Raw genomic sequence first — 23721 nt, 5'->3', positions numbered from 1 at the left:
AAGAGGGGTCGTTTAACTTATGATACATCAATTTGATGGACAAATACCAAATATACACAAAGATTGTTTTATTGCTAGTAGCGCGGATGTTATAGGAAATGTGTGTATAGGCGAGAATAGTAATATATGGTTTGGAACTGTATTAAGAGGTGATATGAATTATTTATCTATAGGTACTTGTACAAATATTCAAGATAACTCTACAGTGCATAATGATGATGATTTTCCAACGGATATCGGAGATTATGTAACTATTGGTCATAACTCCATAATACATGGGTGTAAAATTTCTAATAACACTTTAATTGGTATGGGTAGCACGCTATTAAATGGTGCTGAAATAGGGGAATACACAATAATTGGAGCTGGTAGTTTAGTTACTCAAGGTAAGAAGATACCTTCGGGGGTGCTTTGTATGGGAGTACCTGCAAAGGTAATTAGAGAACTAACAGTGGAAGAAAAAGAAAGCATAAGAATATCTGCAGAAAATTATGTATCGCTTTCAAAAAAATATGGTATAAAATAAAATAGATTTTATTTTTATGAGAGTTTAACCAGAATAAAGGGTATGGACTTATTGTTTTTTAAGGAGTGATAGAAATGATAAAGCTAAATGGTATAGAAAACATGACAAATGAGCAGAAATATAAATATATGCTTATTCTTTTAGAAGGACAGCTTAGCTCAGAAAAAGACAATCTAGCAAATTTATCAAATGCTGCAGCAATAATTAAAGCGGTTATGGATAGACTTAATTGGGCGGGGTTTTACATATTAAGAGAAGATACATTAGTTCTTGGAATGTTTCAGGGACTTCCAGCTTGTAACAGAATAGACATGGGCAAAGGTGTATGCGGAACAGCGGTAGCTCAAAAGAAACTTCAGCGCGTTGAAAATGTAGAGGAATTTCCAGGACATATTGCCTGTGATGGTGCAACAAAATCAGAAATAGTTATACCAATAATAAAAGATGATATAGTTTATGGGGTTTTAGATCTAGATAGCCCGGAAATCGGAAGGTTTACAGAGCTTGAAGAAAAATACTTAGTACAATTTGTTGATAAGCTTAACAAATATGTAGATTGGTCAAAAGTTTAGAGGTATTTTAATATTATATCACCGCGGGTGATGATTAAATAAGAGGTAGGAGATTATATATGATAAAAGTAGGAGATTTTAATAGTTTAAAAGTAGTTAGAAGAGCAGAATTTGGGTACTACTTGGACGCTGAGACAGGAAACACAAGTGATGACATATTATTACCAATGAAAAGTACTTTAGGTAGGGCGCTTAATATTGATGATGAAGTTGAAGCATTCATATACAGGGATACAAGCGACAGGTTAATTTCAACTCTAAAAAGACCCCATGCAAAGGTTGGAGATTTAGCTTATCTTAAAGTAATCGATATTACTGAAATAGGAAGTTTTGTAGATATCGGTTTAGAAAGAGATGTACTTGTTCCTTTTAAGGAGGAAAATTACAAATTAGAAACAGGTAGAAAGTACCTCTTTTATGTTTATTTAGATAAGACGGGAAGACTTGCAGCAACTACATATATTGACAAATATTTACATGATACAAACTCATACAATATTGATGATGAGGTTGAAGGTACAGTATACGGAATCCAGACAAATGGTACTCTAATGATTGCTATTGAAGACACTTATAGAGCGGTTGTTTTAAGAAATGAGAATTATACTAGCATAACACCTGGAGATAAATTAACTGTAAGAGTAAAAAAATACTATGAAGATGGTAAAATGGATGTAACTACAAGAAAACCAAGACTAGAAGAAAGAGATGTAGTTGAAGAGCAAATATTAGAATTTTTAAATAAAAATAATGGGTCAATGATATACAATGATAAAAGTTCTCCAGATGATATAAAGAAGATTTTCAGAACTAGCAAAAATGCTTTTAAAAGAGCATTAGGAGGACTTATGAAAAGTGATCTAATTGTTCAAAACGAAGAAGGTACAAGATTAAAATAATTATATTTGTTTTAAAGATAAGAGGCTAATGAATTAAATTCATCAGCCTCTTATCTTTTTATATCTTAGATGACCCACGTTTAAATATTTTTACGATTTCATTAATAAGTAATGGCATCAAGGAAAGAATAGTAACAAATCCCCAATCCATTAAACTTAAGTCATGAACACCAAAAACATTTGCAAGAAGTGGTATTGTTATTATAAAGTCTTGAAGTAAAACACCAAAAACTATGGAACCAATTAAATACTTGTTTGAAAATAAACCTATTTGGAATATGGATTTCTTTTCATTTCTCATATTTAAAGAATGAACTAACTGAGAAACGCTAAGCACCACAAAAGCCATGGTTTGTGCATGCATTAAAGCATCATCTGAAATATTTCCAGGGAATAGTGGGAATAAATTTGTTGCACCTGTATAATATTTCAAACCTACTATAAATGCTGTTAATGTTAATACACCGATTAATAGTCCGTTAAGAAGTAAATTCAAAGTTGCACCCTTAAATAAGCTATCATTTGAGTTACGTGGCTTATATTTCATTACGTCAGGGTCACCAGGATCTACGCCAAGTGCTAAGGCTGGGAGTGTATCTGTGATTAAGTTAACCCACAATATATGAATAGGTCTAAGTGGAGTAGCCCAACCTAGAAGTATGGCAAGAAATAGTGCTATAATTTCTCCTATGTTACAAGAAAGAAGGAATATTATAGTTTTCTTAATATTTGTGAAGATATTTCGTCCTTCTTTTATTGCAGTAACAATTGTGGAAAAATTATCATCTACAAGGATCATGTCAGCAGCACCCTTGGCTACATCAGTACCTGTTATACCCATGGCTACACCGATGTCTGCCATTTTAAGTGATGGAGCATCATTTACTCCGTCTCCTGTCATTGATACAATGTTTCCTTTAGCTTTAAGAGCTCGCACAATTTTTACTTTGTGTTCAGGGGATACTCTTGCAAATACTCTTATATTGTCAATTTTATTATTTAGGTCTTCCTCTGACATTTTATCAAGCTCAGAGCCGGACATAACTGCTAAAGGATCATTTGTAATATTAAGTTCCCTTGCTATAGCAAAGGCTGTATTTGCGTGATCACCAGTTATCATTACAGTTTTTATTCCAGAATTCATGCATAATGAAATAGAATCTTTAACTTCTAGTCTAGGCGGGTCTATCATACCTACCAGTCCAATAAGTATTAAATCGCTTTCTAATGAATCAATATCTGCATGAGCGCTTGAAAGGATTTTATAAGCAGAACCTAGAACTCTTAGTGCATTGTCAGACATACTATTGGCTGCCACTAATATATCTTCTTTTATTTTTGGAGTGATATCTACAATAGTGCCTTTAATATAAGCTTTATTACATAGTTTTATAAGATTATCAATGGCACCTTTTGTCATTACATAAAATTCATCACCATACTTATTTACAGTAGTCATTAATTTTCTATCTGAATCAAAAGGAACTTCATCAATTCGTTGATGTTTTTCCTCTAAAGCATCTTTAAATATGCCGTAATCAACACCGGCTATTAGAAGAGCAATTTCAGTAGGATCACCAGTTTTTGAATTTTCAGAGTAAGTAGCGTCATTACATAAAACAAGATTTTCTAGTAATAGCTTATGTCCATCATCATTAATATTTAGGCTTTCTATGTTTGTTAAGTCACCATCTACATAGAATTTTGTTATAGTCATTTTATTTTGAGTTAAGGTTCCTGTCTTATCAGAACATATTATATTTACTGAACCTAAAGTTTCAACAGCTGGTAATTTTCTTACAATGGCATTTTTCTTTATCATCTTTTGAACACCCATAGCAAGAACTATAGTTACTATGGCAGCAAGACCTTCAGGAATTGCTGCAACTGCTAAACTTATGGATATGAGTAGCATTTCAAATAGATCTCTCTTTTGTAGAACACCTACTATAAACATTAAGGCACATATTAGTAGGGCAGCTATTCCTAGATACTTTCCAAGTTGCGTTAGTTTCTTTTGCAGAGGAGTCTGATCATCCACATTTTCATCTAACATTTTAGCAATTTTACCTATTTCAGTATTCATTCCAGTGGATACGGCTAGACCAATACCTCTACCATAGGTTGCTAAGGTAGACATAAAGAGCATATTCTTTTGGTCGCCTAAGGGAATATCTTCACCATTTAGAACCAAAGATGCATCTTTATCTACGGGAACGGATTCTCCTGTAAGGGTAGATTCTTCGATTTTTAAATTTGCAGCTTCAATTAGCCTTAAATCACAGGGAATGTATCTTCCGGCATCGATAATAACGATATCTCCAGGGACAACTTCTTCAGATGGTATTTCTTTTAACTGTCCATCTCTTTTTACTACGGCCTTTGGCGTTGATAATTTTTTTAGTGCGTCAAGGGCCTTTTCTGCTTTAGATTCTTGAATAATTCCTACTGTAGCATTAATTATGATTACAATAGCAATTATGATTGCATCGCTTACTTCACCAAGGAGAGCAGAAACTGCGGCAGCTGCAATTAAAACATAAATTAACATATCATTTAGTTGGGCAAAAAACATTGATATTAAGGTTTTAGGTTTTTTACTTGCTAATTGATTTAATCCAAATTTCTCTTTTCTTAGATCTGTTTCTTTTTCTGAAAGTCCTGTTATTGGACTAACATTTAATTCATTTAAAGCTTCTTCAATAGTTTTGTTAAAGAACACGAATATCACCTCGGTTTATAGTATTTGTTATTTCATTTTAATTTATTAATCATCATCTACGATGCTGCAATATTAATAACTTTGGAAGCAGATTTAGATACCACCAAAGCAACCTTTCTAGGCTAGGCAACTGCAACTGCAACTTATAGAAAATTGCAGGCTTGAAGCTTCCAAAATGTTATTAAAATAAGAAAAATATCACACCCAATACCCCTGAAATTATTATTATTAATATTGGGTGAAGTTTGTTAGTAAGTAATAGTCCTAAAATTATAAATCCGATTACTACGCTTTTGATGTCTTTATAAGCTTCGCGGCCCATGGATAAGAATACAGAGATTATAAGACCAATTAGTGCAGGTCTCATACCTTCAAGAGCAGCCTTCATTATATAGGATTCTTTAAATTTCAAGATATAGTGATTAGCTATGGAAACCAAGATAAAAGAAAATGTAATTACACCTAGTGTACCAGCAATTGCTCCTAAAATTCCAGAAATTTTGAAGCCTACAAAAGTAGCTGAATTTATTGCAATAGGCCCTGGAGTCATTTGAGATATGCCTATAATATCAATAAATTCTTTAAAGGTAATCCAATTATGACTATCTACGATTTCTCTTTCGATAAGTGGAAGCATAGCATAGCCTCCACCAAAGCTAAAGGCACCTATTTTTAAGAAGGATAAGAAAATTTTAACTAGAATAGACAATTACTTCACCTTCTTTCCAAGAAATATAATACCGTATAAACCTGATAAAAGTATAACTATAACAGGGTGTACATTTAAAAATAATATACTTGCCATAGAAATTAAAATTATAACAAGGTTTGAATAGTTTCTTTTTACGGATTTAGATAAGCTTACTACAGCTATTAGTATAAGCATTGGTACCGCAGCAGAAATACCTTTGAAAACCAAATCTACATAGTAATAATCTCTAAATTTCATAAAAAAAACTGCAATGATAAGTATTATAAAAAATGAAGGTAAAACTACTCCTAAAAGTCCAATGATAGCTCCAAGAAGGCCAGATATTCTATAACCAATAAATATGCTGCTGTTAACAGCTAAGGCTCCAGGAAAGGTTTGGGAGATAACAATTATGTCTAAGAAATCTTCTTTAGAAAGCCATTGTTTTTTATTCACAACTTCAGTTTCAATTAGTGGTATCATTGCATATCCTCCACCAAAGGTAAATGCTCCTATTTTAAAAAAAGTCAAAAACATATCAAGCAATTTTTTCATTTACACACCTCACGGAATTAAATTTTTGCATTAATAGAAATGCAAAGTTTCAATATGTAGCCTATAACAATTCAATTATAAGCTACAAGAGCGTTATCTGTTAATTATACTAGTATAAAAAAAAAATGGCAAATTTATACGTTAAAAAGTAGTTATAATTGCTTTTTAACGTATTAATTTTTATATAAGAAAAGAATTAGTTGTTAATATCAGATGTTTTTTTACATAAAGTTCGATATAATAGGTATATGTGAAGATAATAATGCGAAAAACTTAAAATAAATAATATAAAATAACTAGGGGTGAGAAGAATTATGGAAATATCAAGGTCTAGAAGAAATTCACCAGTTACACAGGATAAAAAGACTATATCTAGTAAAAAGGATTTTTCTCAAAACTTTAGCTTTGCTAGGCAACAAAAATCAGAGCAACAACTAAAGGATATGATGGAGGATATAAAAAAGAGGGGTAATAGATTAAGCGTTACAAAGTGTTTTTCAGACGTGAAAGCATATAAAAATTTAATTAAGGAATATTTAGAATCTGTTTTGAAACATATGTACGAGATTAAAAAAGATATTAGCTTTTGGCAAACTCAATATTTTATAACTGTAGAGACCATAGATTTAAAATTGGAAGAGCTTACTCAAATGTTATTAAGTGAGGAAAAAGAGAATTTAGATATTGCAAACACTATAGATGAGATTTCAGGATTAATTGTGGATATTTATAAATAAAGAGGGAAAAAGTATATATTACTACTAATGCTCGTTCAAATGCATTATACGTAATATATACTTTTTTTTCGTGTAAAAAGACATTTTATTATTTATAAATGAAGGAATTAAAGCTAGCGTCAGAAGGCATTCTAAGATCTCCTCTTGGAGATAAGCTTATGCTTCCTACCTTTGGACCATCTGGTAAGGCTGAACGCTTAAATTGTTGAGTGAAAAATCTTTTTATAAATTTATCTAACCATTTGTGTATCTCATCCTCGGAATAATCCGCTTTAAAAGCTTCCTTAGCTAAGAATAGTATTTTTTGCGGAGAAGCACCTTGCTTCATAAAATAATAAAGGAAAAAGTCATGTAATTCATAGGGCCCTACTATGTCTTCAGTCTTTTGAGTAATTTCGCCGTTCTTATCTTTTGGTAGAAGTTCAGGACTTACAGGAGTGTCAAGAATATCTAAAAGGATATCTGAAACTTCCTTTGTGGATTCCACATCTGCTACATATTTAACTAAATATCGAACCAAAGTCTTCGGAATTGAGCAATTTACAGAATACATGGACATATGGTCGCCATTATATGTACACCAACCTAAGGCTAGTTCTGATAAGTCTCCTGTGCCTACTAACAGACCGCCCTCCTTATTGGCAATATCCATAAGAATTTGAGTTCTTTCTCTTGCTTGAACATTTTCATAAGTTACATCATGCTTTTCAATTGGGTGGTTTATGTCTTTGAAATGTTGAAGACATGCATCAACTATATTAATTTCTCTAAGCTCGGTACCTAAATGATTACATAGATCTACTGCATTCATATAGGTTCTATCTGTAGTTCCAAAACCAGGCATTGTAATAGTAATGATATTTTTTCTTGGAATATTTAGCATGTCAAAGGTTTTAATTATAACTAATAGTGCTAAGGTTGAATCCAGTCCACCGGAAATGCCAACTATAGCTTTGCTTAGACCAGTATAAGAAAATCTTTTGGCAAGAGCTGCAGATTGAATACTAAAAATTTCACTACAACGCATTTCACGCAAATGTTTATCTTTTGGAACAAAAGGATGTTTATCGATAGTTCTATTAAAAACACCAAGATCTAAGTTTAAAAATTCAAAAGGTATTTCTTCTACTTTAAAAGGCGACATACTGCCACTATTCTTAAAACTTACATTTTTAAGCCGCTCGCCATTTAACTTATCTATATCAATAATGGAAGTTATAATTTCATTTTCTCTTTGAAATCTATTATTTTCTTTTAATAATAAACCATTTTCACTAATTAAAAGATGTCCGCTAAAAAGTAAATCTGTTGAGGATTCAAAAACACCAGAGGATGCATATAAATAAGAACATATACATTTTGCACTCTGAGATGAAACTAAGGATCTTCGGTAATCAGCTTTGCTAACTAATTCATTTGAGGCAGATAGATTAGCAATTATATTTGCACCTTGAAGAGCTAAGTAGCTACTTGGTGGGATAGTTACCCAAAGGTCTTCACAAACCTCAAAGCCAAATTTAATGTTGCCGCATGTAAATAAAAGGTTTGTTCCAAAAGGAATGTTTTTAGCAAAGGATAAGTTTACTTTTTCGCTAGTTAAGCCAAGACCTTCATTAAACCATCTTTTTTCGTAGAACTCAGAGTAATTTGGTATATAACTTTTTGGTACTATTCCTAAAAGCTCACCATTGAATATTACATATGCACAATTATATAGACTGTCATTAAAGTGTAGTGGGGAACCTACAGCAATCAATATATTCTTATTTTTAGAAAACTCACATAGAGATTTAATTGCATCTTCGGATTTTTTAATCAGTTGATGCTGCAGAAATAAATCGGCGCAGGTGTAAGCTGTTATGCAAAGTTCTGGGAAGACTATAAACTTTGATTTTTCAATGATAGCCTTTTCAATACAGCTTTGTATGTTAATTAAGTTAAATTCTATATCTGCCACATTTACAATTGGGCAAGCAGCAGAAACCTTTATAAAAGAAGTTTCCAAAATAATTCACAACCTTTCTTTGGTTTTTCAACAATAGTATGTGCAAGTTGACTTTAAAAAATATATATTTACTAAAATTATATCATTATCTTAGATTCAATAGTAGGGACGGTTATCAATTAATTATACTTTGTTTAAATATTTCTAGAAAAGACAAGCTTTTATTTGATAATTCTCATAGTTTTGCGAATTTATTGAAGATATGCTCTAAGTAATAATGAAAAGAGGCGAATTAAAGAGATAATGTAAGCAATTAAGAGTTAAAACCACGCAAATACTAAAAAGGGTATAAATTAACCCTTTAAGGGATATATTTAAACTTTAATTAGAATATAAAATACTGTATAATAGATTTAAGCAGATATTGATTATGTAGTATTATTACATTAATAAAATTTTGCTTTAAAATTAGGATATAGTGGTATTATAAAGTTGAAAAAAGAGATATAATTAAGTTGTGGCTAGTAATTCTAAAAGGGGTAGAACTTATAATATTAATTAATGTTCGAAAGGGGGTAAAACATGGACTGGACTATGATAATATTTTGGACGGTTGTAGCACTGGGAGCACTATTTATTGATATTACCACTAGTAGTTTTATGTTTGTATGGTTTGCTGGAGGTGCAATTGCAGCAATAATCGCAATGTTATTTAATGCATCAGTGGCTGTGCAGATAATTATATTTGTAGCAGTTACCGCGGCATCTATGGCTGTTGGATATCCTATAGTCAAGAAAACCATAAAGAAAACTGTAAATAAAACTTTAACAATGGAAGAAGCTTATATAGGTAAAGAGTTTACATTAGAGGAAAAAATTGATTTGAAAGCAAAGATAAAGTTTCAAGGAATTTATTGGACTGTAAAAAATGTGGGTAAGCCTTTGGAAAAAGGTGACGTTGTCCAAGTCATTGGAATTGAAGGAAATAAGTTATTGATAACAAAGGTATAAATAATACCAAAATTTAAGGAGGAATTTATAATGGGAATAGGACTGGGTACGATTTTAGGTTTCGTTTTATTGTTAATAATAATAATTGCGATTTTATCATCTATTAAAATTGTTAATACAGGATCTGTTGTTTTAATAGAAAGATTTGGTCAATTTCATAGGATATTAGAGCCAGGTTGGCATTTAACAATTGTATTTGCAGATTTCGTTCGTAGAAGAATATCTACAAAACAGCAAATATTAGACATACAACCACAGAATGTTATAACTAAGGATAATGTTAATATATCCATTGATAATGTTATATTTTATAAGGTTATTAATTCAAAAGATGCAGTATACAATATAGAAGATTATAAATCAGGTATTGTGTACTCTACAATAACCAATATGAGAAATATTGTGGGTGACATGACTTTAGATGAAGTATTATCAGGGAGAGACAGAATAAACTTAAAACTTCTTGAAATAATCGATGAAATTACAGATGCTTATGGAATAAAAATACTATCTGTAGAAATTAAAAATATAATTCCGCCATCTGAAATTCAACAAGCTATGGAAAAACAAATGAGAGCAGAAAGAGATAAGAGAGCTTTCATACTTACTGCAGAAGGTGAAAAACAAAGTCAGATAGAAAAGGCAGAAGGATTTAAACAAGCCCAAATATTAAATGCTGAGGCTGAAAAAGAAGCAAATATCAGACGTGCAGAAGGAATGAAAGAATCTCAACTTCTTGAAGCTGAAGGTAAGGCTAAAGCTATATTAGAAATTGCAATTGCAGAGGCAGATGCAATAAGAAGAATAAATTTGGCTATTATAGAGTCAGGTACAAACGAAACAGTAATAGCATTAAAACAGATTGAAGCTCTTAAAGAAATGGCAAAGAATCCAGCAAATAAACTTATATTACCTAATGAAATGTTGTCTAGTCTAGGTAATGTAGCAGCTATAGCTGAAACATTAAAAATGACTAAATAAACAAATAAATATAAAGAAAGCCTGAGGTAAATTTATACCTGTATAATAGATGTTTTAAGCAGTCTATTATACAGGTACCTAATTAGTATCAGGCTTTCTTTTTATGTTTAGGCTTGTTAGCTTTTTTAGAATCCTTATTAACTTTTTTTTGAACTGAATAACCAAACTTCCCCAGAGGGTTTGAATTAACACTAAAATATTCACCATGAGAATAAGTGATAAGATCTGCTTTTTCAAAATGAATCTTACCATTGGTATCAATTAAGCTATTATCTACATGAGTATTCACAACTTCAGCTAAAAATAAATCATGGGTACCTAAAGGAGTAATATTTTTAACTCTACACTCTAGTGCTATAGAACACTCAGAAATAATAGGAGCACTAACATCCTTACTATCCTGCGTAGTAAAGTTCATATCTTTAATTTTATCTATTTGATTTCCAGAGCGTACCCCGCAATAATCTACTTCTTTAACCATGCTAGAATTAGGTAGATTTATTACAAAATCACCACTTTCTTTTATATAATCATATGAAAGCCTCTCAGGTCTTATGGCTACAGTTATCATTGGTGGCTTAGTGCAGGCTGTTCCCACCCATGCTACTGTAAAAACATTAATTTTACCTTCTTTATTTTTTGAGGTAATTAATACTACAGGAACAGGATTTAACATTGCACTTCCTTTAAAAATAGTTTTTGTCATATAAGTTCACTCCTATATCTGCAACTACATTTCTGCAGTAGTTAATATTACATCACTTAAGGTGATGATTTACATTATACAATACTCTGAAAGATTTATATAGTTTTGAGTTAAGATAAAATAATTATGTAAAACAAAGAAAAGTTGTAATTAATATGTAACCAAAAATAATTTACAATCGTCTATAATATACATTATAGGAATATTATACAATGAGGGGTGGGAATTATTATGAATAAGAAAAAGATTTTTTCAATACTGCTAGCAATGGCATTAACTTTTAATGGAACAACTTCAGTTTTTGCGAATGGCATGGCCCAAAATCAGAAAACAGCAGGACCAATTTTAGTCCCAATTACAGGTATTAACGATGAAACTACAAAAAATGATGAAGATGAAAAGAATGTTAAAATAGTAAAGGAAAAGGCTAAAGAAATTGCTAAGGCAACAGTAAAAAATTATTTTAATATAGAAATAGACGAGAGTAAATTCACCCAAAGAATTAATCTTAATACATCAAATTACAATGGTAAGGAAAATAGTTCATGGAACATTAATTGGGAATTATACAGTATGGATAAAAACATCAATATTGGCGTTACATTAAATGCAGAAACAGGAGAAGTTATTCAAGCTAATAATTATGACCGTAAGGTGAATGAAGAAAGTTCAGTACCAACAATTACTGTTAAGCAAGCAGAAAAGATTAGTGATGAATTTATTAAAAGAATTGACCCTCAAAAGTTTAAGGAATCCATAAAAAAAGATTATAATAATTCAGGGTATTATGGATCAACTAATTATAACTTTAGTTATGTTAATAAAGTTAATGGTATAGAGTTTGAGAGCAATGCCATTGGTGTTGAGATTGATGGAGTAAAGGGAGCGATAGTTTCATACTACAAGAGTTGGAATGAGGGTTTAAAGTTTCCTGAAATAAAAGATATAGTGGATAATAAAATTGCAGTTGAAGCTTATAAAAAAGAGGCTAAGACCAATTTAAAGTATGTATCTTTTTCACAAAACTATAATGATTATGAAAGTAAAAAAAATATAAAATTAGTGTACAACACAGAGTTTATTAATGGGTACTTATTAGATGCTAAAAATGGAAAGATACTAAATCCCTATAATTCTTCTAATGGGATAGTAATTAAGGATTTAACTGAAAAAGAAAAAGAAGAGCTTTATAAGAAATCAATTGTGGTAGCACCTAGAGAGAAAGCAATAGAGGAGGTAGAAGCAAAAAAAATAATAAGTAGTTTCATAAACAAACTTTATGGTGAGGGATATGTAATTAAAGATCTAGGATATCAAGAATATGTCCAAGGTCAAGGGAATTCACCTACTAAAATGTGGAATGCATATTTTAGTAAAGAGGGATCTGAAAGATATAACGAGAGTGGTAATCTATCAATAAATGCTTTAACAGGAGAAATAATAAACTGTAACAAATACTCTAATGAGGACAATAACATGAGTGAAAAATTTAAAGCTAAGCTAACTTGGGAAGAGGCATATGCCAAAGCTATAGATATAGTTGCAAAGTATTATCCTGATAAGGTAAAGCAAATAAGAACTGAGCAATCTCATTATAATTATAATAGTAATGCTTATGATAAAATGGAGGAAAGAAATTATTATTTTAATTTTACAAGATTAGAGAAGGGAATAGAGTATAATGAAAATAGTATAGATGTTGGAATAAGTGCTGCAACTTCTGATTTGAATAATTTAAACTGTAATTGGGATAAAGATGTTAAGTTTCCAGAAGTGAAAAATGTTATAAGTAAGGAAGATGCAAGTGAAATACTATTTAATAAATACAAACCAGTACTGGTTTATACTCAAATTGACAAAAGTAATAACCCTGAAAAACCAGAATTAGAAGTAAAATTAGCTTATAAATTAAGTGATAGCAACGGGCTGTATGATTATACAAATATTGATGCTTTTACTGGTAAGTTTATAAGTTATAGTGGTGAGAACATCGATCAAAATATTGGATTGTTTAAAGCGATTATTAAAGACAGTAAAGCAGAAAAAGAATTAAGCATTTTAGCATCTAGAGGATTAATAGAAACTATTGATTTTAAATTAGATAAAAAAGTTACTCAAATTGATTTAATTAAGATGTTGGTTAATGCAAGAGGATATAGACCGTATATGATGGAAAAAACTGCAGATTTAAGGTTCTCAAATATTGCAAAAGACGATGCAAACTATAAATATCTTCAAATGGCCATATCTTATGGAATAATGGAAAATTCAGATGGTGAATTTATAGAAGAGAAATTAGTTACTAGAGAAGAATTAGCTAAAATTTTAGTTAAATTCACTAACTACAGTAAGCTTGCTCAACATAGCGAACTTTTTAAGTGTAATTATGGAGATGCTAGTAAGATAGGTAAAGACAACCTTGGATATATTGCTATTGCTGAAGCTTTTGGGTTTATACAAATAGAAAACAATGAGGTTAAGCCAAAAGATAATTCAACTATGGAACAATTAGCTATAGGTGTATATAATGCACTTAACAACTTGCGAAATACACAGTATTAGGCGATGTAATATTAATTAAAAAATTCAATAATACTACTTTTCAAATATTGATTTTAGTGATATAATATAAATGAGAGTAAATATGAAATATAGCTAAGAAAAATGCGAACCACACTAAACGATAAATTTGTTTAGTGTGGTTTTTATGTTTTAAGGAACATTTTTACATAAAGAATATAAAAATTTAAAAATAAATGGGGGTAAGGCTATGAAATCGGAAAACTTTATGTTTAAGGATAATGGAGGGCTCGAGATATTTGTTTACAAATGGTCTCCGGAGGAAAGTGTGAAAGTAAAGGGAGTAGTTCAGATAGCTCATGGAATGGCAGAGACAGCATCAAGGTACGAAGGTTTTGCAAATGCTTTAACAAATGATGGATTTATTGTTTATGCTAATGATCATAGAGGGCATGGGCAAACTGCAGGGGATATCCAAAAGCTAGGTGACTTAGGTGAGGATGGCTTTAACTCCATGGTTGAAGATATGCATGAACTAAACGAGATTATTAAAAAAGAAAGTTGTAATTTACCTATATTTTTATTTGGGCATAGTATGGGATCATTTTTAACGCAAAGATATATTTGCTTATATGGAAGTGAACTTAAGGGAACGATTCTTTCAGGGTCTTGTGGTAAGCAAGGACTTATTGTAGATATAGGTAGATTAATAGCCAAAAGAGAAATTAAGAAAGTTGGAAGAAGGGCTAAGAGTATTAAACTAAATAAATTATCTTTTGGAAGTTATAACAATTGCTTTAAGCCAACAAGGACAGACTTTGATTGGTTAAGTAGGGATAACAAAGAAGTGGATAAATATATGGATAATTCATTCTGTGGCACGATTTTCACAACAGGTTTTTTCTATGACTTTTTAGGAGGACTTAAGATAATAGCTATTGACAAGGAAATTGACAATGTTCCTAAGGACTTGCCTATTTATATTTTTTCAGGAGATAAAGATCCTGTAGGAAAGAATGGCAAGGGTGTTTTAAAACTTATTAAGACTTACAAAGAGCATGGAATTTATGATTTAACTTATAAGCTTTATAAAGATGGAAGACACGAGATGCTTAATGAAATCAATAGGGAAGAAGTAACTTTGGATGTAATAAAATGGCTTAATGCACATTTAGATAAATAATATGACCCAAGTAGCATTTCCTTAAATTACGATATAACGAGATAGATGCGTTTTAAAAAATTATATATAATATTACTTGAAAAGTAAAAATGGATATGATACAATCTAAATAAGCTGATGCTTAACTACTAAACATATGTTAAGGAGAATTTTATGACAAATAGAGAACAGGAAATTTTAGAATTGATTAAGAAAAATCCTATGATTTCTCAAAAGGAAATAGCTGATTCCTTGGGAATTACACGTTCCTCGGTGGCAGTTCACATTAGCAATTTGCTAAGAAAAGGATTCGTGGTAGGTAAAGGCTATATCACACGCGAACAGCCATATATAAGCGTTGTTGGCGGGACTAACATTGATATTCAAGGGTTTCCCAATAATGATTTGATCTTAAAGGATTCAAACCCTGGAGAGGTGAAGGTTTCACTTGGAGGAGTAGGACGTAATATTAGTGAAAATCTAGTTAAATTAGGAATAGAAACTAAGCTTATTAGTGCTGTAGGTGATGATGTTTATGGGCAGAAGATACTAGACGAGGCAAGGCTTATTAACCTTAATATGGAGGATACTCTTGTGTTAAGAGAACATGCTACTTCTACCTACTTATCAATACTAGATGGTACTGGTGATATGATGGTAGCTATAGCTCATATGGATATTATTGAAAAGGTTAGTGTAGACTTTATTAAAAGTAAAAAGCATTTAATAGAAAATTCAAAGGTTTGTATCATTGATACGAACATTCCAAAAGAAACTATTGAATATATTATAACTAATTATAAGGGTGTAGATTTTTTCTTAGATACAGTATCTACAACTAAAGCGAAAAAAGTCAAAGATATCATTGGTTATTTTCACACCATTAAACCCAATAAACTTGAGGCTGAAATGTTATCAGGTATTAAAATAAACAATGAAACTGATCTAAAGAGTGCAGCAAACTACTTTTTAGAAAAAGGAGTTAAAAAGGTGTTTATAAGCCTTGGAGAAGAGGGTATGTATTATAATGATGGCGTTAATTCTAGCCATATAATAAGTCCCAAGGTACATGTGGTTAATGCTACGGGAGCAGGTGATGCATCTTTGGCAGCACTAGCCTATAGTCATTTTAATGATTTTGATATAGACTATAGTACACGGTTTGCTATGAGTGCAGCCATACTGGCAGTGTCCCATGAAGACACAATTAATCCAAATATATCTGTAGAAAATATAAATAAGAAGATGAAGGAGATTAAATTATGTTAAAAAGTTATTTAGATATAAACCCTGAGGTAGCAAAAGCATTACATGAAGGTAAAGCGGTAGTAGCGTTAGAGTCTACTATTATATCTCATGGAATGCCTTACCCAAGAAATGTAGAGACTGCATTAAAGGTAGAAGAAATAATAAGAGAAAATGGAGCAGTACCCGCTACTATTGCAATTCTAAATGGAAGACTTAAGGTGGGTTTAACAAGAGAGGAAATAGAAGTACTTGGAAGTGGAAAAAATATAATCAAAACTAGCAGACGGGATATTCCATTTATAATAGCAAACAAGGCAGATGGAGCGACTACAGTAGCATCAACAATGATAATAGCTGCACTTGCAGGAGTTAAGGTCTTTGCTACAGGTGGTATTGGTGGAGTTCATAGGGGAGCGCAAGAAACTTTTGATATTTCAGCAGACCTTCAAGAACTAGCACATACTAATGTAGCTGTAATTTGCGCGGGAGCAAAATCTATATTAGATATAGGACTTACTTTAGAATATCTAGAAACTCAAGGTGTACCAGTAGTTGGATTTGGTACAGATGAACTACCTGCTTTCTATACTAGAAAGAGTGGTTTTGGAGTAGATTATCGCGTAGATTCAGCAGATGTACTTGCTAGAGCTTTAAAAGCAAAGTGGGACCTAGGTTTAGATGGAGGAGTGGTTATAGCTAATCCAATTCCAGAGCAATATGAAATGGATTATGATGCCATAACTAATGCTATACAAGATGCCTTAAAAGAGCTGAAGGAAAAAGGAATTAAGGGAAAAGAAAGTACACCATTCTTACTTGGAAAAGTTAAAGAGATTACTGGTGGGGCTAGCCTTGATTCAAATATTGAATTAGTATATAATAATGCTAAAATTGGAGCGCAAGTAGCTGTAGAACTAGCTAAACTTGGATAAATAATATTATTATGATAATGTTGGTTATGAAATATATATAGGGGAAAAGTTCAGATTGAGATGTAGAAAAAGAAAATGTAAGACATTACAAGTTGATAAGGCAATTCTAAGATGTTATAATAACTACACTTGAAAATTAAAATTGTGGTGGTGATTTATAATGGATAATGAAACAAAAGAAATGTTTGAAATGATATTGACAAAATTAGGTGGTATGGAACAAAAGATTGATGGTATGGAACAAAAGATTGATGGTATGGAACAAAAGATTGATGGTATGGATCAAAAGATTGATAAAAACCATGATGAAGTTATAGATAAATTAGAGATATTAGAGAAAAATCAAAGTGCAATCATGAGTTATATATTAAATTCCGATGACACATTTAAAAAAGTAGAATCAGATCATAAATTTATCCAAAATTTAAAAAATATTGTTAGCCAATAAATTTTACAATAAAAAATGACTTATCTAAATAGATAAGTCATTTTTTATAGTGTAAACAAAACACTTATTTGTTTATGCTGTGAATAGCTTCTTTATTTAAGCCTAAAACTGCTTCATGCAATGCTTCACCCAATGTAGGATGACTGTGAATTACTTCCTTTATGTCTGAAACTGTCATCTTTTTCTCTACTAGTATTGTACCTTCTAGTATTAAATCAGAAGCATGAGGACCAAGAATGTGAACACCTAGGATTACATTATCGTCGTCACTTATAACTTTTATTAAGCCTTCACCTTCACCTAGCGCTAAAGCTTTTCCATTAGCTCCAAATAAAAACTTATTCTTTTTATAGCTTATACCTTTAGCTTTTGCCTCTTCTTCAGTAATTCCAACCACTGCAATTTCAGGAAAAGTAAAAATACAAGAAGGAATTGTTGAATTATAACAAGGTTTATCTAATAGTATATGCTCAACTGTTTCTACTCCCTGGAAGGAGGCTGCGTGAGCAAGAAGTGAAATTCCATTTACATCACCTATAGCATACACTCCTTTTAAAGAAGTTTCATAGTTAGCATCAACTATGATACCTTTTTTATGGATATCTATTCCTAGACTTTCTACATCAATGCCTTCATAATTAGGTTTTCTTCCTTTAGCAAGAAGCACTTGCTCACTTCTTATTTCGAATTCACCTTTTTTATCTTCGCATTTTATAATAACTTCATCATCACTGCTAAAACTCATTACTTTAGTTTTTGTAAGAATTTCTATTCCAGCTTTTTTTGCCATAAGGGTATATCTTTTTGAAATGTCCTTATCTATATCGTATAATATAGAATCACGTGCAACTACAACAGTTACTTTACTTCCTAAAGAATTAAATATGCTGGCAAATTCCATTCCAATTACGCCACCACCTACAACCACTAAAGATTTTGGTACATGATCAAAATCTAAAAGTTCTTTACTGGTTATAATATTCTTACTGCTAACCCCATCAAGATGAGGAATTTCTGATTCGGAACCTGTAGCTATAATTATGTTTTTAGCTTCAAGGGTTATTTCACCATCTGCTGTACTTACTTTTACAGTGTTTTTATCGATTAAATCAGCTTTGCCCCTTATAATTTCTACATTGTTACCTTTTAAGACAAATTCAATTCCAGTTACTAGGCTTTTTATAATATCTTTTTTTCTTTCTTGAATCTTTGATACATTTATTTCAGGGCTAGAAACACTAATACCAAAGTCTTCAATATGGCCTAAAGTATTTAAAAGTTCTGCGGTTCTATATATAGTTTTAGTTGGTATACAACCCCAATTAAGGCATGTGCCACCTAAACTTTCTTTTTCAACTAGGCATACTTTTGCTCCTAATTGAGCAGCCCTGATGGCTGCTACATAACCACCAGGACCTCCACCTATTATAATTATATCTTTCATGGCGGTACCTCCCAATGCTCTCATATTAAACTTAAAGAGATACTAAGCTAGTCTAGTCTCTTCCCACTTTAATATTGGCGTTCTAGCTGCTTTAACTTGGTCTAATCGTCTTACTGGAGCATTTTGAGGTGCTTCATGTAAAATTTCAGGATTTTCTTTAGCTTCCAGAGCCACGTTTTTCATAAGTTTAATAAACTCATTAATAGACTCTAAACTTTCAGTTTCGGTTGGTTCGATCATAATAGCATCTTCAACAATTAAAGGGAAATAAATTGTTGGTGGATGTACTCCATAATCAATTAATCGTTTAGCTACATCCAAAGTTGATATATGATTTGGGTTATCTTTTAATCCAGAAAAAACTACTTCATGCATACATACGTTATCTATAGCCAATTTATAATGATCTCTTAGTGATTCTTTTATATAGTTAGCATTAAGAACTGCGGTCTCAGATGCAGCTTTCAAGCCATCTGAACCCATAGTAAGTATATAAGTATAAGCTCTAACTAACACACCAAAGTTGCCATAAAAACTTCTAACTTTTCCAATAGATTCAGGTCTATTATAATCAAATATAAATTTATCTTCTTTCTTTGTTATAACAGGTACTGGAAGAAACTTAGAAAGTTTACCACAAACACCTACAGGACCTGCTCCAGGACCTCCACCACCGTGAGGGGTAGAAAATGTCTTGTGAAGATTTAAATGGCACACATCAAAACCCATATCTCCTGGGCGTGCTTTTCCCATAATGGCATTTAAATTTGCTCCGTCATAGTATAAAAGACCACCAGCTTCGTGAACTAAATTGCTTATTTCTTTTATATCTTTTTCGAACAATCCCAAAGTGTTAGGGTTAGTAAGCATTAGTCCTGCAATTTCATCACTTAAAACCTTTTTAAGTTCTTCTATTGAAACTAAACCATCTTTATCAGATTTGATTTCAACTATATCAAATCCTGCCACTTTTGCACTGGCTGGATTTGTTCCATGAGCAGAATCGGGAACTATTATTTTTTTTCTTTTAAAATCATTTCTGCTTTCATGATATTGCTTCATTATTAGAAGTCCTGTAAATTCGCCATGAGCACCTGCTGTAGGCTGCAGTGTAAAATCATCCATACCTGTAATTTCACATAAGCTTCGTGAAAGATCATGCATAAGCTCTAAAGCACCCTGTACATTTTCAGCTGGTTGCCTCGGATGAATTTTACTAAAACCAGGCAGTGCAGCAACATCTTCATTAATTTTAGGATTATATTTCATTGTACAAGAACCTAGTGGATAGAATCCTTTTTCAACACAATAGTTTTTATTAGAAAGGGCAGTGTAGTGTCTAACTACATCAACCTCACTTACCTCAGGTAGAAAAACTTCATTTTCTCTTAGCATGCTTTTAGGTAGAAGAGAATCTATACTTATATCATCTACATCTAATGCTGGAAGTTTATATCCTACTTTGCCCTCACATGATAGTTCAAAGATAACTTTATTATAATCCTTCATTATATCTCCTCCATCACTTTAACTAGCTTATCGATATCTTCTTTTGTTCTTTTTTCTGTTACACAAAACAGCATTGAATCCTTATGCTCAGGATACTCTTTTTCTAAAACATATCCACCTAAAATATTATTTTCAAATAGTTTTTTATTTAAATCTTCAACAGGAGAAGCTGATGTAACTGCAAACTCCTTGAAAAACGGTTTATCGAATACTGGCTTGTATTTTCCACTTGCTATTAACTTATTATAAGCATAATGAGATTTTTTGATGCATTGAAGTCCTATTTCTCGTATACCTTCTTTACCAACAGTTGACATATATACAGCAGCTGCAATGGCAAGCAATGTTTGGTCCGAACATATATTAGAGGTAGCTTTATCTCTTCTTATATGTTGTTCTCTTGCTTGAAGAGTAAGTACGTATCCCTTATTGCCATGACCATCATCTGTTTCTCCAACCACTCTACCTGGAATTTTTCTCATGAGTTTTGTAGTAGTATTTAAAAATCCAAGACCAGGACCACCAAAGTTAAGGTTACCACCAAACCATTGAGCATCACCTACAGCTATATCTGCGCCAAGCTCACCAGGACTTTTTAAAACACCCAAAGATAATGGGTCTACATTCATAATGAACAAAGATTTATTTTCATGAATTATCTTTTCTAATTCTTCTGTTTCCTCTATAATTCCAAAGAAATTTGGACTTTGGATAATAACAGCTGCAACATCTTTGCCAAGTGATGATTTTACTTTTTCAATATCGGTAGCTCCATTACTTTCATCAATTTCTACAAGGTTATATCCTTTATATTTCATATAAGTCCTTAGTACGTCCCTTGTATCTGGATTTACTGTTTTGGAAACTACTATAGTATTACGTTTTGTATTTTCTATAGCCATTACACAAGCCTCTGCTGTAGCTGTAGCACCATCATACATTGAAGAGTTAGATACAGCCATGCCAGTTAAGCTACAAATCATAGTTTGATATTCAAATACTGCTTGCAAAGTACCTTGACTAATTTCAGGTTGGTAAGGAGTGTAAGCTGTATAAAACTCGGTCCTTCCAATTAAATGCTTTACAATAGACGGTACATAGTGATCATATGCTCCTGCACCTAAAAAGCAAGTTAAATCATTTGTAGATTTATTCTTTTCAGATAAATTTGTCATGATTTTCTCAACTTCAAGTTCTGACAGTCCCATAGGAATGTTTAAATCCCTATTTAATTTTAAATTATCAGGAATATCCTTAAATAAATCATCTATAGACTTTGCAGAAACGAAGTTAAGCATTTCGTTTTTTTCTTTTTCTGTAACTGGAATATAAGGAAACATATTAATCCTCCTTTTCATCTAATTCTTTACATAAAGCTTCGTATTCACTAGGCTTTAACAATTCGTTTAGTTCATCTTTATTAGATAATTCTATACAAATCATCCAAGCATCATATGCTCCTTCATTTATTAAAACTGGATTATCAGATAAATCCTCATTTATTTCTAAAACTTTTCCACTAGCAGGTATAAAAATGTCTTCAGCTGCTTTAACAGATTCAATTGTTGAAAAAGAATCACCTTTAGCAATTTCATCATCTTCTGATGGTAGGTCTACAAAAACGATATCGCCTAATAATGTTTGTGCATAATCAGTAATTCCTATATATGCTTTATCACCCTCTACTCTTATCCACTCATGGTTTTTTGTATATAATAAATTTTCTAATATTAACATAATTAATCCTCCTTAATTTTGAGTTTTTTTACTATAGAACTTTTTATTTACAACTACTGCTTTTAACTGCTTATTTCTAACTTGTATAAATATTTCAGTACCTAAGGCTGCGTATTCTTGAGAAACAAAAGCAAATCCTATACTTTTATTTAAAGTAGGCGACATGTACCCAGTTGTAACATGACCTATTTCTTTTCCATCACCAAGCACTGTATACCCATGTCTTGCTATGCCTTTATCTACTAATTCAAAGCCAACTAATTTTCTAGATAAGCCATCTTCCTTTTGCTTTAAGAGAGCTTCTCTACCTATGAAGTCTTCCTTGCCTAGTTTAACAAAATAACCAAATCCCATTTCTAATGGAGTGATGGTTGCATCCATCTCATTTCCATATAGTGGAAGTGTAGCTTCAAATCTTAAAGTATCTCTAGCGCCAAGTCCAATTGGTTCAGCACCATATGGTTCTCCAACTCTAAGTATTTCTTGCCACAAAAATGCTGCGTCTTGGTTAGTGCTATAAATTTCAAAACCATCCTCACCGGTATATCCTGTTCTTGAAATTAAAACCTTTTTACCGCATATTTCTAAATCGTTTTTAAATGTGAAAAACTTTATTTCAGATAGATTAATTTCGGTTAACAGTTGTAGTACTTCTTGTGCTTTTGGCCCTTGAAGTGCTATTTGAGCAACGTTTTCTGAAATATCTTCAATAGTAACTTCAAAATTACATTTATTATCTAATATCCATTGTAAATCTTTGTCTTTATTGCTGGCGTTTACAACTAAATAGTAGAAATCTTCTGAGAATTTGTAAGCCAGTAAATCATCTACAACTCCGCCATCAGGATAACACATGAAGCTATATATAACTTCTCCATTTTTAAGTGTTTTTACATCGTTAGTTAAAAGATAATTAACAAAGGTTTCAGCATCTTTTCCTTTTACAAGAATTTCGCCCATGTGAGAAACATCAAATAACCCTGCCCTCTCTCTTACAGTCTCATGCTCGTGTAAAATGCCTTTAAATTGAGTTGGTAATTCGTATCCACAGAAATCTACAACTTTTCCACTGTGCTTTTCATACTCGCCCCTTAATGGAGTGACTTTTAAAATATTCAAATTAATTCCCTCCTAATTTAAAAAATAGTCTATACAACTGTATTATAGAGTTAATAAAGCAATATGTAAAGATTTATGATAAAAATATAACAATGTAAAATATAAAAGATTATGACTTTTATATTTTAGCTATACTGTGTTTGTCGTATGTGAGTGGTATTATACATAATAATAATTAATAAATAACTTTTATTAATTAATTTATAAAACCTTTGCAAAAATCTAAGATTCGAGATAAAATATAGTTAACAGCATAT

21 protein-coding genes are annotated in these 23721 nt (G+C 31.6%); 11 read left to right on the top strand and 10 right to left on the bottom strand.

Annotated features, from left to right (window positions below; genetic code table 11):
* Nucleotides 1-19: 19 nt before the first annotated feature.
* The 3 genes from LGK97_RS10170 to LGK97_RS10160 all read left to right on the top strand — a co-directional run bounded on the left by LGK97_RS10170 (nt 20) and on the right by LGK97_RS10160 (nt 1997).
* On the top strand, nt 20-526 hold the full coding sequence (locus tag LGK97_RS10170) for a gamma carbonic anhydrase family protein (protein ID WP_226259653.1): 507 nt from the start codon (nt 20-22) through the stop codon (nt 524-526).
* 74 nt (nt 527-600) lie between these two features.
* Nucleotides 601-1098 (top strand): GAF domain-containing protein, encoded by a 498-nt coding sequence (locus LGK97_RS10165; RefSeq protein ID WP_226259652.1) that lies wholly within the window; start codon nt 601-603, stop codon nt 1096-1098.
* A 59-nt stretch (nt 1099-1157) separates the two neighbouring features.
* Nucleotides 1158-1997 (top strand): S1 RNA-binding domain-containing protein, encoded by an 840-nt coding sequence (locus LGK97_RS10160; RefSeq protein WP_226259651.1) that lies wholly within the window; start codon nt 1158-1160, stop codon nt 1995-1997.
* Between the two features lie 58 nt (nt 1998-2055).
* On the opposite strand, the gene LGK97_RS10155 is transcribed toward LGK97_RS10160, so the two are convergent.
* From LGK97_RS10155 to LGK97_RS10145, 3 genes are all read right to left on the bottom strand, one after another.
* Complete coding sequence (locus LGK97_RS10155; RefSeq protein WP_319001559.1) at nt 2056-4719, bottom strand: cation-translocating P-type ATPase; 2664 nt, start codon at nt 4717-4719, stop codon at nt 2056-2058.
* A 181-nt stretch (nt 4720-4900) separates the two neighbouring features.
* A complete protein-coding gene (locus LGK97_RS10150) occupies nt 4901-5428 on the bottom strand; it encodes a chromate transporter (protein WP_226259650.1) in 528 nt (175 codons plus the stop codon).
* Complete coding sequence (locus LGK97_RS10145) at nt 5429-5965, bottom strand: chromate transporter (protein ID WP_226259649.1); 537 nt, start codon at nt 5963-5965, stop codon at nt 5429-5431.
* Between the two features lie 314 nt (nt 5966-6279).
* Here LGK97_RS10145 and LGK97_RS10140 point away from each other — a divergent pair, with 314 nt between their 5' ends.
* Nucleotides 6280-6702, top strand: coding sequence for a YaaR family protein (locus LGK97_RS10140; protein WP_226259648.1), 423 nt, complete (start codon nt 6280-6282; stop codon nt 6700-6702).
* Between the two features lie 88 nt (nt 6703-6790).
* On the opposite strand, the gene LGK97_RS10135 is transcribed toward LGK97_RS10140, so the two are convergent.
* Nucleotides 6791-8707, bottom strand: coding sequence for an NAD(+) synthase (locus tag LGK97_RS10135; RefSeq protein ID WP_264175011.1), 1917 nt, complete (start codon nt 8705-8707; stop codon nt 6791-6793).
* Nucleotides 8708-9229: 522 nt separating this feature from the next.
* On the opposite strand from LGK97_RS10135, the gene LGK97_RS10130 reads away from it, so the two are divergent.
* Nucleotides 9230-9658 (top strand): NfeD family protein, encoded by a 429-nt coding sequence (locus LGK97_RS10130; protein ID WP_226259647.1) that lies wholly within the window; start codon nt 9230-9232, stop codon nt 9656-9658.
* Nucleotides 9659-9688: 30 nt separating this feature from the next.
* Nucleotides 9689-10639: an SPFH domain-containing protein gene (locus tag LGK97_RS10125; RefSeq protein ID WP_226259646.1), complete on the top strand. Its 951-nt coding sequence runs from the start codon at nt 9689-9691 to the stop codon at nt 10637-10639.
* Between the two features lie 88 nt (nt 10640-10727).
* Here LGK97_RS10125 and LGK97_RS10120 read toward each other — a convergent pair whose 3' ends face one another.
* Complete coding sequence (locus LGK97_RS10120) at nt 10728-11345, bottom strand: flavin reductase family protein (protein WP_226259645.1); 618 nt, start codon at nt 11343-11345, stop codon at nt 10728-10730.
* Nucleotides 11346-11576: 231 nt separating this feature from the next.
* Here LGK97_RS10120 and LGK97_RS10115 point away from each other — a divergent pair, with 231 nt between their 5' ends.
* From LGK97_RS10115 to LGK97_RS10095, 5 genes are all read left to right on the top strand, one after another.
* Nucleotides 11577-13907 carry a DUF4901 domain-containing protein gene (locus tag LGK97_RS10115; protein WP_226259644.1) on the top strand — a complete coding sequence of 777 codons (2331 nt, stop codon included), beginning with the start codon at nt 11577-11579 and terminating at the stop codon, nt 13905-13907.
* A 208-nt stretch (nt 13908-14115) separates the two neighbouring features.
* Entirely contained in the window at nt 14116-15048 is a 933-nt protein-coding gene (locus LGK97_RS10110) for an alpha/beta hydrolase (protein ID WP_226259643.1), read from the top strand.
* Nucleotides 15049-15201: 153 nt separating this feature from the next.
* The gene (locus LGK97_RS10105; RefSeq protein ID WP_226259642.1) at nt 15202-16296 is read left to right on the top strand and encodes a PfkB family carbohydrate kinase; all 1095 of its coding nucleotides are present in this window, start codon (nt 15202-15204) and stop codon (nt 16294-16296) included.
* Complete coding sequence (locus tag LGK97_RS10100) at nt 16290-17207, top strand: pseudouridine-5'-phosphate glycosidase (protein WP_226259641.1); 918 nt, start codon at nt 16290-16292, stop codon at nt 17205-17207. The genes LGK97_RS10105 and LGK97_RS10100 overlap by 7 nt, the downstream gene beginning before the upstream one ends.
* A gap of 160 nt (nt 17208-17367) precedes the next feature.
* Nucleotides 17368-17655: a hypothetical protein gene (locus LGK97_RS10095; protein WP_226259640.1), complete on the top strand. Its 288-nt coding sequence runs from the start codon at nt 17368-17370 to the stop codon at nt 17653-17655.
* A 64-nt stretch (nt 17656-17719) separates the two neighbouring features.
* Here the strand turns inward: LGK97_RS10095 and lpdA are convergent, their stop codons facing one another.
* Genes lpdA through gcvT form a run of 5 tightly spaced genes read right to left on the bottom strand, consistent with a single transcriptional unit; the run spans nt 17720 to nt 23464 of the window.
* On the bottom strand, nt 17720-19099 hold the full coding sequence (gene lpdA, locus LGK97_RS10090; protein WP_226259639.1) for a dihydrolipoyl dehydrogenase: 1380 nt from the start codon (nt 19097-19099) through the stop codon (nt 17720-17722).
* A 42-nt stretch (nt 19100-19141) separates the two neighbouring features.
* The gene (gene gcvPB / locus LGK97_RS10085) at nt 19142-20608 is read right to left on the bottom strand and encodes an aminomethyl-transferring glycine dehydrogenase subunit GcvPB (protein ID WP_226259638.1); all 1467 of its coding nucleotides are present in this window, start codon (nt 20606-20608) and stop codon (nt 19142-19144) included.
* A complete protein-coding gene (gene gcvPA / locus LGK97_RS10080) occupies nt 20608-21948 on the bottom strand; it encodes an aminomethyl-transferring glycine dehydrogenase subunit GcvPA (RefSeq protein WP_226259637.1) in 1341 nt (446 codons plus the stop codon). Before gcvPA ends, gcvPB begins: the two co-directional genes overlap by 1 nt.
* 1 nt (nt 21949) lies before the next feature.
* On the bottom strand, nt 21950-22345 hold the full coding sequence (gene gcvH, locus LGK97_RS10075) for a glycine cleavage system protein GcvH (protein WP_226259636.1): 396 nt from the start codon (nt 22343-22345) through the stop codon (nt 21950-21952).
* Between the two features lie 12 nt (nt 22346-22357).
* Nucleotides 22358-23464, bottom strand: coding sequence for a glycine cleavage system aminomethyltransferase GcvT (gene gcvT / locus LGK97_RS10070; protein WP_226259635.1), 1107 nt, complete (start codon nt 23462-23464; stop codon nt 22358-22360).
* Nucleotides 23465-23721 lie beyond the last annotated feature (257 nt).

Source organism: Clostridium sp. CS001 (assembly GCF_020443565.1).
Taxonomy (GTDB): domain Bacteria; phylum Bacillota; class Clostridia; order Clostridiales; family Clostridiaceae; genus Clostridium_AD.
This window is presented reverse-complemented; position numbering and strand designations above follow the sequence as displayed.